We start from the raw sequence: 14,727 nt of genomic DNA, 5'->3' as shown, positions 1-14,727 counted from the left end.
GTCGATGACGTCACGAGCCCCAGATCTTCCGGTACGCCGCTCGGTAGCCCCGGGGGTTCCAGCTCGTCGCCCCCGCGCTGTTGGCGGCCGTGGCGACGTGGACCGGGGCCTTGTACCCGCTGGGTCCCCGGCCGGAGAACGCCCGGTTGAACTCGTCGATCATCTGCCAGCCCTGCTGGGTCAGTGGCTCGGGGACGGTGGCGGCCTGGTACTGCCGGTGGTTGATGCGCTGGAAGGCGGACGGGTCGCCGTCGCCCGCGCCGATGTTGAAGGGCGGCCCGGAGCCCTGCCTGCCGCCCGCGCGGAGGGCGGGGGCCGCGTCCGCGAAGTACAGGTCGTTGATGGCGACGGAGAAGTTCCAGTCGTGCGGGAAGCGGGAGAGCAGGGAGGAGACCTCCTGGGGGGTGCGGCTGCCCGTGTCCGGGATCGGAATGTTCTCGTACGCCAGCAGCCTGACGTCCCGGCAGCTCGCCAGCTCCTTCCTGATCAGCTCGGACTTGTTCCGGGCGAAGGGGATCGAGGCGTCGGTGAAGATCACGACCCCGGCCCTGCCGTTGGATCTGGCGATCACCCAGTCCGCGCTGATCCTGGCGGTGTCCTCGACCTTGGTGGTGACGTTGGTGAACAGCCTGGGCTTCGTGCTGGGGCCGGGCCTTGCGACCGCGTGCCAGCCGACGAGCGGGATGTGCGCCGCCTCGGCCTGCGCGACCTGCCGCGCGGTCGAGTGGGGGTCGAAGCCGCCGATGACGATGCCCGAGGGCTTGAGGGTGACGGCCTCGCTCAGCGCCGCCTGGATGCCGGCGGGGGTGCCTCCCCCGTCGATCACCCGGACCCGCCAGCCGATGACCTTCGCCGCTTGCCGTACGCCCTGCGCGGTGCCCGCGACTCCGGGATTGGTCATGGTCTGCGCGACGTAGACGATGGTCTTGCCGGGCACCGCCCGGGGGCCGCGGGTCGGACCGTTCCAGGGGACGTCGGTCCGCTCGGCCCGCGCGACGGCGGCCTTGGCCCGGGCGAGGACGGCGGGGCAGCCGCGCGGCCCCGCGGTGGCCTCCCCTCCCCCGGCCGACGAGCCGCGCTCACAACCGGCGAGGGCGCCCGCGGCCAGCAGCACGGCGGCGGTGAGGGCGGTCCTACGGCTGGGCCGCACGGGAATCCCTCCGCCGGTCCGCGGTGATGCCCGTCCGCAGCCGGCGACGCGCGGAGTAACCGGCCAGGCCGACGACGACCAGCAGGGTGCCGCCGTTGAACAGCGGCGTCACCCAGAACTGCGCACCCAGCTGGCCGATGCCGGAGAGCCCGATGGCGAGGACCGCCACGGCGACGAGCGTGCCCATGGCGTTGGCGCGGCCGGGTTTGATCGCGGTGGAGCCGAGCAGGGCGCCGGCGAAGGCGGGCAGCAGATAGTCGAGGCCGACGCTCGGGTTGCCGAGCTGCTGCTGCGCCGCGAGAAGCACCCCGGCGAAGCCGACGACCAGACCCGATACGGCGAACGCGCAGACGGAGTACCGGCGCGCGGGAATGCCGACGAGGTCGGCGGCGCGGCGGTTCGAGCCGATGACGTACAGATACCGGCCGAGCGGCAGCCGCTCCAGCAGCAGCCAGAGGGCCACCGCCAGCGCGAGCACGTAGAAGGCGGGGACCGGCAGGCCGAGGAAGGTGGCGTCGTAGATGTCGATGAAGGCGTCCGGCAGGCCCGCCGGGCCGGGAACGATCCTGCCGCCGCCGGTGATCCAGCCGGTGACGGCGTAGAGCATGCTGCCGGTCCCGAGGGTGGCGATGAAGGAGTCGATCTGGCCGAACTCGGTGATGACCCCGTTGAGCACCCCGACCACCGCGCCCCCGGCGATCACGGTCAGGCAGGCCGCCGGCCAGGGCCACCCCTCGTGGACGATGAGCTGTATCACCATCACATGGGCCAGGCCCAGGCCGTATCCGATGGAGAGGTCGAAGTTGCCGGTCACGATGGGGACCGTCGCGCCGAGCGCGAGGATGGCCGGGATCGACTGATTGGCCAGGATCGCGGAGATGTTCTCCAGGGTCGGAAAGGTGCGCGGCAAGGTCACGGAGAAGACCAGGAACAGCAGCGCGGTGAGGGCCAGCAGGCCGTACGTACCGATGAGGTGCCCGCCCGCCCGGCCCTGACCGTGCCCCGGTCCTTTGAACGGGCCCCACCGGGATCGGGGCGGGGGCGGCGGCGGGGGGCTCATCGCGGGGGCCGCCTCATGCTCCGGACGCGGGCAGCGCCGACGCCGCCCGGGTGAGTTCCGCGACGGTGAGCGACGTACCGCTCAGCTCGGCCGTCACGGCACCCCGGACGAACACCAGGGCGCGTCGGCACACCCCCGCGACCTCCTCGAAGTCGGTGGAGATGAGCACCGCCGCGAGACCGGCCGCCAGCGCGTCGTCGAGCAGGCGGTAGAGCGCGGCCTTGGCGCCGATGTCCACGCTCGCGGTCGGCTCCTCCAGGATCAGTACGCGCAGGTCCCTCCGGAGCCAACGGCCGAGCATGACCTTCTGCTGGTTGCCGCCGGACAGGGTGGCGATCGGTGCCTCGCTGTCGCGGGGCTGTACCGAGAACCGTTCGATCAGGGCACGGGCCTCGGCCCGCTCCCGGCGGGGGCTGATCCAGCGCCGCCCGCCCTCCGCCAAGTTGGCCAGCAGGTTCTCCCGTACGGTCAGTTCGGCGGCGCACCCCTCCTCCACCCTGTTGCCGGTCACCAGTCCGACCCCGGAGGCGACGGCGGCGGCTACCGTACGCGGGCGGTACGGCCGCCCGTCCAGGAGCGCCCGCCCGGCGACGATCGGCCCGGCGCCGGCGAGGGCACGGCCCAGCTCCCGGTGCCCGGCGCCGGTGAGCCCCACCAGGCCGAGGATTTCCCCGGCCCGCAGGTCGAGGGAGACGGGTCCGGCCCCGTCCGTCCGGACGCCGTCGAGGGTCAGCACGGCCGGGCCTCCGACGGGGGCCGTGGCGGGCCGGTAGCCGGTCGGTTCGTCGCCCACGATGTCCCGCACCAGGCGGGCGGCGCCGTGTTCGGCCAGCGGGCCCCGGCTGACGAGGCGGCCGTCGCGCAGCACCGCGAAGGCGTCCGCGACCTCGTACACCTCGTCCAGGCGATGGGTCACGTAGAGGATGGCGTGCCCCCGGTCGCGCAGGGTGTGCAGGACGTCGAAGAGCCGCGCGCAGTCGGCGGCGGGGAGGCTGGCGGTCGGCTCGTCGAGGACGATGAGCCGCGCCCGTGCCGCGAGGGCGCGGGCGATGGCGACCAGTGAGCGTTCGGCGGGGGCGAGGTCGGCGATCCGGGTGTCGGCCGGGAGGTGTCCGGCGACTGCCGCCAAGACCTCCGCGCCGCGCTCCCGGGTCCGCCGCCAGGAGATCAGCCCGCCACGGCGTGGATACCCGGTGGTCAGGGCGATGTTCTCGGCGACCGTCATCCACTCCACGAGGCCGAGGTCCTGATGGGTGAAGGACATGGTCCGGGAGGCGGCCTCGGTCCCGAGCGGGTGCCCGGCCACCGTCACGGTCCCGCCGTCGGCGGGGTGGTATCCCGCGAGCACCTTGATGAGGGTGGACTTCCCGGCGCCGTTGGGGCCGAGCAGTGCGAGCACGCTGCCCCGGTGGATGTCGAGATCGACGCGGTCCAGCGCGAGCGTTCCGCCGAATCGCTTGCTGAGGGCCCGGATGCGGACGAGCGGCTCCGCTCCCGCGGCCGGGGATGTGGATTCCCACCTCACATCCGAGACCTTAGCGGGACTGATCATGGCGTTTACCGAATGAGACCGGCCCCGATGCCGCTGTTACTCCAACGGGCCAACGCTCCGGCGCGGCTGCCTCACTGGGTGGCGAGGGGGCATTCGGCCCAGATGATCTTCCCGTCCGGCGTGTGGCGGGTGCCCCAGGCCAGGGCCAGCTGGGCGACGAGGAACAGACCGCGGCCGTCCTCGTCGGTGGTGGCCGCCCGGCGCAGATGCGGGGCGGTGCTGCTGGTGTCGAAGACCTCGCAGATCAGGGTACGGCCGTGGAGCAGCCGTACCCGGATGGGCCCGCTGCCGTGCCGCAGGGCGTTGGTGACCAGCTCGCTCAGCAGCAGCTCCGCCACGAACGAGACCTCTTCCCGGCCCCAGTCGGCCAGCTGCCGCCCGGCGGCGGCCCGGATCTCGCTGACGACGGCCGGGTCGGTGGGCAGCTCCCAGGTGGCGATCCGGTCGGCGTCGAAGGCATGGGTACGGGCGACGAGCACGGCGATGTCGTCGCAGGGGTGGGCGGGCGCCACGTCGTCCAGGACCGCCTGGCAGGTGCCCTCGGGGGTGCGCTCCGGGTGGGCCAGGACCTCGCGCAGCCGGTCGAGGGCCGCGTCGATGCCACGGTGCCGGTCCTCGATGAGCCCGTCGGTGTAGAGCACCAGCCGACTGCCCTCGGGGACCTCGATCTCGGCGGTTTCGAAGGGAAGACCGCCCAGGCCGAGCGGGGGCCCGGCAGGCAGATCGGGGAACGACACGGCGCCGCCGGGGCGGACCAGCGCGGGCGGCGGGTGGCCGGCGCGGGCCATGGCGCAGCGCTGCGAGGTCGGATCGTAGACGACGTACAGACAGGTCGCGCCGATGATGCCGAAGCCGTCGCCGCTGTCCTCGCTGCTCTCCTCCCGGTCGAGGCGCAGCACCAGGTTGTCGAGGTGGGTCAGCACCTCGTCCGGGGGGAAGTCGAGTTCGGCGAAGCTGCGCGCGGCGGTACGCAGCCGGCCCATGGTGGCGGCGGAGTGCATGCCGTGGCCCACGACATCGCCGACGACGAGACCGACGCGAGTGCCGGGCAGCGGGATGACGTCGTACCAGTCCCCGCCCACCCGCGACTCGGCGGGCAGATAGCGGTGGGCGACCTCGACGGCGTCCTGACCGGGCACGCCGTGCGGGAGCAGGCTGTGCTGGAGGGCCAGGACCATGGTGTGCTCGCGGGTGTAGCGCCGGGCGTTGTCCATGGACAGGGCGGCGCGGGTCGCCAGCTCCTGCGCCAGCGAACGGTCGTCGTCGCCGAACGGAGCCTGGTCGAGCGAGCGATAGAAGCTGACGATGCCCAGCACGGTGCCGCGGGCGACCAGGGGGACGGCGATGAGGGAGCCGACGTGGGACAGCAGCCGTGCGGTGTGCTCGGGGTCCTGGATGAGCCAGCCCGCGGCGGTCCTCAGGTCCGGTTCCAGTACCGCGTGCCCGGTGTTCACGCACCGCAGCTGGGGCGTGATGGGGTGGTAGTCGATCCGCTTGTCGACCGGATAGAAGGGGCAGTCGCCGCGGATGCCGTGGACCACCGCGCGGCGCAGGTCGTGCCGGGGGTCGAGGGGTTCGTCGCCGCGCAGCACGGCGTCGGGCAGGTCGATGGTGACGAAGTCGGCCAGCCGGGGAACGGCCGTCTCGGCGAGTTCCTGGGCGGTGCGGCGCACGTCCAGGGTGGTGCCGATGCGCGCGCTGGCCTCGGACAACAGTTCCATGCGGCGTCGCGCCGCCAGGGCGTACTTCCCCACCTCCGGCTCGCCGACCAGCACCAGCCCGGCCAGGCCGTCGATGGCCCCGGCCGCCGTGCCGCGCGCCTTGGCGGCCGGTGTCTCGGCAGGCGGTGCCTCGGCAGGCTGGGTTTTGGCAGGCGGGGTTTTGGCAGGCGGGGCGCCCCGGTCGATCGGGGCGCCGGTGAGGTGCGAGGGGAGGGTGAGGGGCGGCCTCGGTGTGTGGTCGGGGACGAGGGCCTCGACGGCCATGCCCTCCACTCCCGCCGCGCTCGTCACCGGTCGGCTCACGAGGGTGACCCGCCGCCCGTCGGACAGGGTCACATCGATGGCGGCCCGCTGCCCGTGGGACAGCAGCTCGGCGGCCTTCTCCTTGATCATCATCTGATCGCCGCGGCGCAGCCCCTGGGCGAAGGCGTCCACCCCCACGCTGGGTCCGCCGCCCTCGCCGATCCGCGACGCGCCGCCCGCGTCCAGGTACGCACGCAGCAGCCCGCGCTCCCGCGCCGAACTCTGCGCCAGCAGCCGCCGTTCGATGGCCTGGGTCGCCCTGCTCAGCACGGCGTCCAGCGCCGGATACCCGGAGCTGCGCGGATAGGCGAGGCACAGGACGCCGTCGACGCGCCCGCTGAGCGGGTCGCGGACGGGTATCGCGCTGCAGCCGTTCGACAGGCCGCGCTCGGAGAAGTGCTCGGCGCCGTAGACCTGGATGAGCTGCCGTTCCGCCAGGGCGAGGCCGATGCCGTTGGTACCGGCGAACTGCTCGGCGAAGACGAAACCCGGCACCTGCTGGATGGGCGGGAGGGTTCTGGCCCACGACTCGTCGCCGAAGCGGCGCTGGAGCACGGTGCCGCTTCCGTCGGCGAGCGCGATGTTCATCGGGCTGCCCTGGAACCTGGTCCGCAGCCGGTCGAGCACCGGGCCGGCGGCGCGGACCAGCCGGTCCTCGGGATCGAACTGCCGATACGGAAGCTCGAATCCGCCCAGCGGCAGGCCCAGGGTCCGGCAGCGTTGCCACGAATTCATGATCAGGTTGCGCACGCCGCCCGCCTGGACCGCCTCCCCCTCCAGGAAAAGCTCACGGGAACGCGCGGGCCCGATGCCGCCTGCCACGAGCCCTGTCAGGACTGCTTCCTCACCGGCCAGAATCACGCCGCTCCTAGCCATTCATCATGATTAGCCCCAAAAGTCCACTCTTCGACAATAACGGGTACCAGCCGTGCTGCGACGAGCAGGAGAGACATGCGTTCGATATATCGCATACGGTGACCGGCCCGGGCCGGCGGGTCACAGCACGGCGACCGGGGTGACGGGTGAGCCCGTTCCGCCCGGAACGTTCAGCGGCGCCACGACCAGCAGGAACGTACAGCGGTCCGCCTCGGCCGTGGCGGCGGAGAGCGCTTCGAGATCGAGGTTGTCCAGCAGCGGCACACCCATCGCGGCCAGGGCGAGCGCATGGACCGGAGAGTGCACACCCTCGACCGGCGAGGGCCGTACGTCGCTGTCACCGTCCCCGCCGAGCAGGGCGATGCCGCGCTCGGCCAGCAGCGGGACGGCATCCACATGGAGCCCCGCGCTCGCCGTGCCGGGATCCCAGGCGCCGCGCTCCGCTCGACGGCGGGGGCTCCCGGAGCGCAGCAGCACCGCGTCCCCTTCGCCGATGGTCACCCGCAGCGCCCGTTCGGCGGCAGCGATGTCCTCGGCGTGCACCGCCTGCCCCGGCTCCAGCCAGGCGGTTCCCAGGACGGCGGGGAGGTCGAGCAGGACACCCGTCGTGACGAGCGGCCCGAGCGCGCCGACCGCCCCGTAGTGCGCGCCCGCGGCGTCGATCGCCTCATGCGCCGCCCGGCCGCCGTAGAGCAGCCCCCGGTAGGCGGCGTGGCACAGAGCGTCGAGATGGGTCATGCCCTTGCCGTGGTAGTCGGCGGCGAGGAAGTCCTTGTGCACGGACGGCTCCGGCGGTTCCACGTCGCCGAGGTCCGTCATGTGGTGCAGGGCGGGCCGGGGGTTGTCCGGCGCGGACCGCGTGTCCCAGGGCCGCGCCAGCGGGACGACCGCCCCGGACCGCACCCGGGCGACGGCCCGCCGCACCTGCTCCGGGGTCACCCGGTTCCAGGCGCCGCGATCGGCGGGGGTCCAGCGCCCCCACGTCCGGACCGTCTCGAAGAGCGCGTCGAACTCCTCGCGGGAGACGGCGGGTCCCGTGCTGCTGGTCATCCGTGCTCACCCCGATGGGGTTCGGAACGGCTTCCGTGAAAAGTCTATAAGTTCCAGATGCGTGAGGCGGGGCGGTGCGCCCGGCGCGCGCGGAGCCGGATCCGTCCGCCCCGGGCGGGCACGATCGTCACCGCGAGGAGCCGGGCGGGCTCCAGCGGGCCGGACGGTTCGGGAAGGGCGGTCGCGAGGATTTCCGTCAGGACGGTCTCGACCTCCAGCTGCGCCAGCGACACCCCGATGCAGCGCCGCAGGCCGCCGCCGAACGGGGTCAGCGCGTAGGGCACCGGGTCCGGGCCCAGATGGCGCCCGGGCCGGAAGGCATCGGGTTGCGGCCACAGCCCGGGGTCGAGGTGGGTGACCGGGAACAGCGCCGCGACGAACGCGTGCCGGGGCACCGGGTGGCCGCCCAGCTCCGTGTCGTGTGCCGCGGTGCGCATGGCGTTGTAGACGGCGGGGCGCAGCCGGGAGGACTCCTTGACGGTCGCCTTGAGCAGCCGGTCCGAGCCCGCGTCGAGGTCGGCGACCAGGTCGTCGCGGGCGGCGGGATGGTGGGCGAGCAGGTGCAGGGTCCAGGCGATCGTGGTCGCCGTGGTCTCGTAACCGGCCAGGACGAGGCCCGTCAGCTCGTCCAGCAGCTGTGCGTCGGTCAGCCCGGCGCCGTGTTCGTCGCGGGCGTCCAGCAGCATGGACAGCACGTCGTCGCGGTGGGCGCGGTCGGGCGCGGCCCGGCGGGCGGCGATCTCCTCACGGGTCAGCTCCCGCACGGCCGCGCGGAGCCGGAGGAAGCGGCCGCCCGGCGAGAGCGGCCCGAAATCGCGCCGCAGCGGCCCCGGAAGGAACAGGACGGCGAGGTTGCCCGTGTCGACGAACGCGTTCAGCGCGCGGCGGAAGGTGGCGACGCGGGCCGGGTCCGTCAGGCCGAAGACGACTCTCAGGATGACGTCGAGCGTCAGCCGCTGCGCCCATGGCCGCACGGGAACGCCGTCGCCGCCCAGCAGTTCGGGCAGGCCGCTGTGCACGAGCTCCCGCACCCGCTGCCCCCAGCGGGTGATCCGCTCCCCGTGGAAGGGTGGCAGCAACAGTTTGCGGTGGGTCAGATGCAGGGGCGGTGGCGTGCAGATCAGCGAGCCGGCGCCGACCGCGGGCGCCAGCAGGGCGGCGCCGTCACCGCCGGTGAACCGCTCGTGGTCGGTCAGCACCGCCCGGTTGGCCGCGGCGTCGGCCGCGCAGACGAGGGCACCGCGGTAGGGGTACGTACGGAGCGAGAACACCGGCCCGAACCGGTGGCGCAGGGAGCGCGCGTAGCCCTGGGGGTCCCGGAGCATCCGCGCCGTCTGCACGGGCCGCGGCGCCCGGGAGGCCGGTGGGAAGCGCCGGGGATCCCACGTCGGCTCCCGGGTGAAGGCGTCGCTCATGACTGCCAGGGCCCGGCCGGGTCGTCGTAGGCGGCGGCGTAGCCGTCGGTGGCGATGGGCGCCTGGAGGAGGCCGTCCGGGATGGCGAACGCCTCCACGAGGGCGAGCGCGTGAGGGGCCAGCCCGGCGCCGACGCGGTCGACGGCGGGGGCGAGCTCGCGGACCGTGTCGGCGGTGAGGTGCCCGTCCGCCAGCAGCAGGCCCGCGTGCGGGGCCAGGCGCTCCAGGACGAACAGCTGGAAGACCTGCTCCAGCAGGCTCCGGGTGGCGTCGTCGGCGATGCGGTCGACGGCGGCCAGGAACGCCTGGGCGGCGCGCCGGGTGGCGTACGCGTCGACGAGGTCCAGGGCCGGGTTCACCGCCTGGTTCCAGCGGTCCAGCGGGCCTTCGCTGGGCAGGCTGACCCGGCTGCGGGCGTGCTGGAGACAGTACAGCTCGTGCCGCACGAGCAGGTCGAGCAGGTGGGCGCGGTCGGTCAGCGGGCCGGTCGGCGGGCCGGTCCGCGTGGCGGGGACGGCGGGCGGGCCGTAACCGCGGCCGGTCAGCATGTCGGCGGCGGCCTTCGTCCAGATGACGAGGTTGTCCCCTTCGGCGGTGATGGTGGACTCGATCGGCGTGATCAGGTCCACGATGCGGTTGGCCGACAACAGCCCCTGGGCGCCGCAGCGTTCGCGGCATTCGATCGCGATGTCCCTGGCCTGCCAGGTGATCCAGCCCTTGGCCGCCGCGACGAGGACCTCCGCCTCGGCCGATTCGGGGTCGTCCCGCCCGGTGCAGTGGCGGGTGGCCTCGCGCAGCAGGAAGGTCGCCGCGTAGGCGTGGGCCGCCGCGCCGAGCAGTCGGGTCTGGTTGCAGCGGTAGGCGAAGAGCGGGACACCGGTCCGGCTCGCCGGGGCGAAGGTGTGCCGCCGATGGGCGTAGCGCACGGCGATGACGAGTGCCGCCCGGGCTCCGCCCAGCGCCGCTGCGGCCAGACAGAGCTTGCCCGTGGTGACGCGCTGGATGGACCGCAGGAACCGGCGGCGTCGGCTGCCGATCCCGCTGCGGAAGGCGCCTTCGGCAGTCAGGTCCGCGTGGTCACCGGCCAGCAGCGCCGTACGCTCCAGCACGACGCGGTCGAACGAGGTGATGGCGTGGTCGACCGACGAACCGGGGGTCTCCGAGAGGGGCCGTATCCGGATGCCGGGCAGCGGCCCCCGCTCGTCGCGCAGCGGCACCAGGAACAGGAACACGCCGCAGTCCTGGCCGCGGACGATCAGCCGGGCCGCGACCAGTCCGCTCTTGCTGCCACCGGCGGGGCCGGTGTTGGGCATGAACTTCTGGGCCCCGGCCGACGGGGTGTGCAGCACGAAGGTGTCGGCCTCGGGCTGGTGGACCGCCGTGGTCTCCAGCTCGGCGGCGTTGTTTCCGTAGCCGAGCTCGGTGATCAGGACGGTGCCGTACCGCAGCAGCCGGGTGAAGGGTGCGAGGTCCACGGTGCGGCGGGGGTCGAGGCGGAGGAGGCTGCCGAGAAACAGGTTGTAGTGAATGGTCGCCAGAGTGGTCAGCGAGCCGTCGACCATTCCCAGCCACTCGTGCAGCGACACCAGCCGGTCCGTCGCCGTGACGAACTCCTCGACGGACTCGACGGATGCGATTCCTTCATTGACGACCCGCAAACGCTCATAAGCGAGCGCGGAACGCTCCGACGGCGACAATCCGTCGCGGTATCGGAAAATGTCCCGACGGAAATGCTCCGTCCAGGGTTTGTGCAGATCGTCGAATCGCCCGTCGAAGAGCACCTCGGTCAGCAGCGACACCTGTGCCCGGCCCACCATGACGGCAGTACCCATCTCCGCCTTCTCCCCCGCCGGCCGTGGACTCAGGTCACAGGGTGCCGAAGAGCAGATGGCTCGCCGTGTTGGCCGGGTCCTCGTCGCGGTAGAACTGCGCTGCGGCGGTCATCAGCTGGTCCTTCGTCAGCTGCCCGTCCTGCTCGGCCAGCCGGTCGAAGGCCGCCCCGGCCTCCGCCTCGGGGACCCCGACGGCGGAGATGACCGCGACGAAGTCCTCCTTGCCGACCAGGCCGTCGTCATCCCGGTCGGCGAGGTGGAAGCCCGCCCGGTAGAGCGGGCCGATCAGCAACTCGAAGTGGTCGCTGACCTGGTGCAGGGCCTGACGGAACTCGCCCTTGTCGATCCGGCCGTCGCCGTCGGCGTCGGCGGCCTCACGCAGGGCCCGCCAGTACGTCATCAACGCGTCGGCGTATTCCTTGCCCTTGGCCCCCGTGCGCTCCTCGTCGACGGCGGCCAGAACGCGGCCGCCCATCAGTTCGAAGTCGTCTTCGGCGATCACGCCGTCGCCATTAGCGTCCAGCAAGGCGAACAGCTTTTCGTACTTCTGGTCCAGTAGTGCGCCCATGCGGTCCCCACCCTCCAGTGCCGACAGTTCGCCGCGGCTCGAGTATTTTCCGAAGCGCATGAAATATTACCGAGAGCGGCCGGGAGAATTCACCCGTCATGGATTCTCTTTGGAGTGAAAAGCGCGCCTCATACGTGACGTTCAGGCATCGCGTCGGCGCACGGCCTGCCAACCGGCCAGAAGTGCGGCCGCCGCCCACAGCGCCGTCACCGCCAGGCCCGCCCAGGGGCCGACGTTGCCCTCCGGGACCTGGTGCAGCACTTGTTGTCCCGCTCGGTCCGGAAGATAGTCGGCGGCGCTCCCGGCGATGTCTCCGACCACGAAGCCCACGATCAGGATGAACGGGATGAGCAGGCTCAGGACCGCGGTGGCGCTGCGCAGCAGGAAGGTGAGACCCGCGGCGAACAGCGCCATCAGGGCGAGGTAGATCCCCGCGCCGAAGCAGGCCCGCAGCGCCCCCGGTTCGCCGAGGCCGATGGCGTCCTCGCCCAGGAACGCCTGGCCCGCGAAGAAGGCGGCGAAGGCGGTGGCGAGCCCCACGGCGAGACCGGCACCGGCCACGGCCGCCGTCTTGGCCGCGTAGAACAGTCCCCGCAGCGGGACGGCCGACAGGGAGATCCGCAGGGCGCCGTTGGCGTACTCGGAGGAGACGGCGGTGGCCCCGAAGGAGATGGCGGCGATCTGCGCGAAGTTGATCCCGTAGAACGCGTCGAAGACGTGGTCCTTGCTGTCGCCCAGCTCTGCCTCGCCGACGGTGGCATAGACCAGCACGGTGATGGCGAGCGTGGCGGCGAAGACCGCGATGAGGGAGCCGAAGCTCGCACGGATGGATCTGATCTTGAGCCACTCGGAGTGCAGTACCGCTGTGACGGACATGGTCGGGCCTCCTCTTCAGGGGGTCGGGGACGTCAGGGAAGTCACGTGGACGGGGACGCGGCGGCGGCAGCGGTGGCGGAGAACTCCGCCTCGTCCGCGGTGAGGGCGAGGTAGGCCTCCTCCAACGAGGCGCGCTTATCGGCCAGTTCCAGGACCGGGATGCCCTCGCGGGCGGCGACGGCCCCCACCTGCTCGGCCCTCGCGCCCTCGACCACCCACCCCCCGTCCTCATCACCCACGACCGTGTAGCCGTCGCCCAGCAGCGTGGCCCGCAGCCGGGCGGGGTCGCCCGCGCGCACCCGTACCCGCGCCTGGCTGTACTGCTCGATGAAGTCGGTCATGGAGACGTCGGCGAGGAGTCGGCCCCGGGCGAGGACGACGAGGTGGTCGGCGTAGGTGGCGGTCTCGTTCATCAGGTGGCTGGAGACCAGGACCGTGCGCCCCTCCTGGGCGAGCCGTCGCAGCAACTGGCGGATCCAGACGATGCCTTCCGGGTCGAGGCCGTTGGCGGGTTCGTCCAGCAGGAGCACGGGCGGGTCGCCGAGGAGCGCGGTGGCGATGCCGAGGCGCTGGCGCATGCCGAGCGAGAAGGTCTTGATGCGGCGGCCCGCCACGGTGGCGAGACCGGTCTCCTCCAGCACCTCGTCCGCGCGGTGGCCCGGAAGGCGGTTGCTGACGGCGAGGCAGCGCAGATGGTCGCGGGCGGTCCGGGAGCCATGAGCCGCCTGGGCGTCGAGGAGCGCCCCGGCCGTGCGCAGGGGTTCGCGCAGTGTGGCGTACGGGCGTCCGCCGATGGTGGCCGTGCCGGAGGTGGGGCGGTCGAGGCCGAGGATGAGGCGCATGGTGCTGGACTTGCCGGCGCCGTTGGGGCCGAGGAATCCGGTGACCCGGCCCGGTTCGACGCTCAGCGTGAGCCGGTCGACGGCCCGGGTACTGCCGTATTCCTTCGTCAGGTCGTGCACGTCGATGGTGGTCATGGCGTCAAGCCTGGCCGGGCGGCCGGGGGCGGGCATCCCCCGCCGGAGGAGACCGTCTCCCCCGCGCGGGGGAGCCGCCGCCCCGCCCGCTCTGCCACGATGACGGCATGCCGCGCCTCCTGCTGCCGCTGACGCGTGCGGTCACCTACACCCGCTGGCTCCATCTGCTGGTGGGGTCGATCGTGCCGTTCGTCTGCGCCATGATCTATCCGGGGCTGACTCGTCCGTCGGCGGCCGACTGGGCGCTGATCGCGGCCCTGCCGATCCCCCTGGTCCTGGCGGCGGCCGTGGTGCCCGCGACGCGCCGGGCGGAGGGGCTCCAGGCGCGGCTGATGCTGTTTCCCGGGCCGCACGCGCGCGTGCCCGGTGAGGAGGATCCGGGGGTCTCGGCCGCTCCGTCCGCTTCGTGGAGCGACCGGACCAGGACCGGTGTCTGGCTGGTGCTGCGCCTGGAAGCGGGGCTCGCCGTCGCGCTGGTGACGGGACAGCTGATGGCCTTGTCCCTGTCGTTCGCCGGGGCGGCCGCCGGGGATCCGGGCATGGCCGACGCGCCATTGCGGGTGCCCGGTACGGGCTGGCCGTACGCCCTGCTGATACCGGTTCCCCTGCTGGTGCTGGTCGCCCTGGCCGCCGGGGTCGGTGCCCTCATGGCGGTGGCCGCCCGCCGACTGCTCGGCCCGTCGCCCAGGGAGCGGCTGGCGGAGCTGGAGGAACGTACCGAGCGGCTGCTGGAACGCAACCGCATCGCCCGGGAGTTGCACGACTCCCTCGGCCACGCCCTCACCCTGGCCGTGGTGCAGGCGGGTGCCGCCCGAGCGGCGCGTGACCCGGACTTCACCGATCGGGCGCTGGAGACGATCGAGGAGTCGGGGCGTGCCGCGCTGGAGGATCTGGAACGGGTTCTGATGGTGCTGAGGGAAAGGGCGCCGCCGCCCGGCGCCCGGCCGGCTCTCGGCGACGCGGGCCGGCTGCTGGACTCCGCCCGGTCCTCGGGGGCGCGGATCGACGCCGACGTGACCGGTCCGCTGGAGCGGGTACCGGGCCCGGTGTCCCGCGAGGGCTACCGGATCCTCCAGGAGGCGCTGACGAATGTGCTGCGGCACGCGGGTCCCGTCCCCGTCCGCGTCCGCATCGCCGTGGACGAGACACGGCTGCGGCTGGAGGTGCGCAATCCCCTCTCCCCGGCGGCAGCCGTGGCCGCCACGGGCGATGGCAGCGGGCTGCGCGGGATCCGCGAGCGCGCGGCGCTGCTCGGTGGCGAGGCCCGTACGGGACACGACGAGGGCCAGTGGCTGGTCCACGTCGATCTGCCGCTGCGGTGACGCCGTAGTGCCGCTGCGGTGATCA

General features: G+C 72.9%; 11 protein-coding genes. 1 reads left to right on the top strand and 10 read right to left on the bottom strand.

Going from position 1 to position 14,727, the window contains the following annotated elements; all coding sequences use genetic code 11:
• Positions 1–10: 10 nt before the first annotated feature.
• From ACH4SI_RS01745 to ACH4SI_RS01700, 10 genes are all read right to left on the bottom strand, one after another.
• Entirely contained in the window at positions 11–1,150 is a 1,140-nt protein-coding gene (locus ACH4SI_RS01745; protein WP_398291407.1) for a substrate-binding domain-containing protein, read from the bottom strand.
• On the bottom strand, positions 1,134–2,210 hold the full coding sequence (locus tag ACH4SI_RS01740; RefSeq protein ID WP_398291405.1) for an ABC transporter permease: 1,077 nt from the start codon (positions 2,208–2,210) through the stop codon (positions 1,134–1,136). Before ACH4SI_RS01740 ends, ACH4SI_RS01745 begins: the two co-directional genes overlap by 17 nt.
• 13 nt (positions 2,211–2,223) lie before the next feature.
• Positions 2,224–3,735 (bottom strand): sugar ABC transporter ATP-binding protein, encoded by a 1,512-nt coding sequence (locus ACH4SI_RS01735; protein WP_398291403.1) that lies wholly within the window; start codon positions 3,733–3,735, stop codon positions 2,224–2,226.
• A gap of 98 nt (positions 3,736–3,833) precedes the next feature.
• A complete protein-coding gene (locus ACH4SI_RS01730) occupies positions 3,834–6,662 on the bottom strand; it encodes a SpoIIE family protein phosphatase (RefSeq protein WP_398291401.1) in 2,829 nt (942 codons plus the stop codon).
• A gap of 120 nt (positions 6,663–6,782) precedes the next feature.
• Positions 6,783–7,712, bottom strand: a complete 930-nt coding sequence (locus ACH4SI_RS01725; protein WP_398291399.1) for a cyclase family protein — start codon at positions 7,710–7,712, stop codon at positions 6,783–6,785.
• A 44-nt stretch (positions 7,713–7,756) separates the two neighbouring features.
• Positions 7,757–9,127 (bottom strand): cytochrome P450, encoded by a 1,371-nt coding sequence (locus ACH4SI_RS01720; protein ID WP_398291396.1) that lies wholly within the window; start codon positions 9,125–9,127, stop codon positions 7,757–7,759.
• Positions 9,124–10,959 (bottom strand): acyl-CoA dehydrogenase, encoded by a 1,836-nt coding sequence (locus ACH4SI_RS01715; RefSeq protein ID WP_398291394.1) that lies wholly within the window; start codon positions 10,957–10,959, stop codon positions 9,124–9,126. Before ACH4SI_RS01715 ends, ACH4SI_RS01720 begins: the two co-directional genes overlap by 4 nt.
• A 34-nt stretch (positions 10,960–10,993) precedes the next feature.
• A complete protein-coding gene (locus ACH4SI_RS01710; protein WP_398291392.1) occupies positions 10,994–11,527 on the bottom strand; it encodes an EF-hand domain-containing protein in 534 nt (177 codons plus the stop codon).
• A gap of 141 nt (positions 11,528–11,668) precedes the next feature.
• The gene (locus ACH4SI_RS01705; protein ID WP_398291390.1) at positions 11,669–12,403 is read right to left on the bottom strand and encodes an ABC transporter permease; all 735 of its coding nucleotides are present in this window, start codon (positions 12,401–12,403) and stop codon (positions 11,669–11,671) included.
• A 41-nt stretch (positions 12,404–12,444) separates the two neighbouring features.
• Complete coding sequence (locus ACH4SI_RS01700; RefSeq protein WP_398291388.1) at positions 12,445–13,380, bottom strand: ABC transporter ATP-binding protein; 936 nt, start codon at positions 13,378–13,380, stop codon at positions 12,445–12,447.
• 107 nt (positions 13,381–13,487) lie between these two features.
• On the opposite strand from ACH4SI_RS01700, the gene ACH4SI_RS01695 reads away from it, so the two are divergent.
• A complete protein-coding gene (locus ACH4SI_RS01695; RefSeq protein WP_398291386.1) occupies positions 13,488–14,702 on the top strand; it encodes a sensor histidine kinase in 1,215 nt (404 codons plus the stop codon).
• Positions 14,703–14,727 lie beyond the last annotated feature (25 nt).

Source organism: Streptomyces sp. NPDC021212 (assembly GCF_044332925.1).
Taxonomy (GTDB): Bacteria; Actinomycetota; Actinomycetes; order Streptomycetales; family Streptomycetaceae; genus Streptomyces.
The sequence above is the reverse complement of the archived record's forward strand: the minus strand, read 5'-3'. Positions and strand labels throughout refer to the sequence as shown.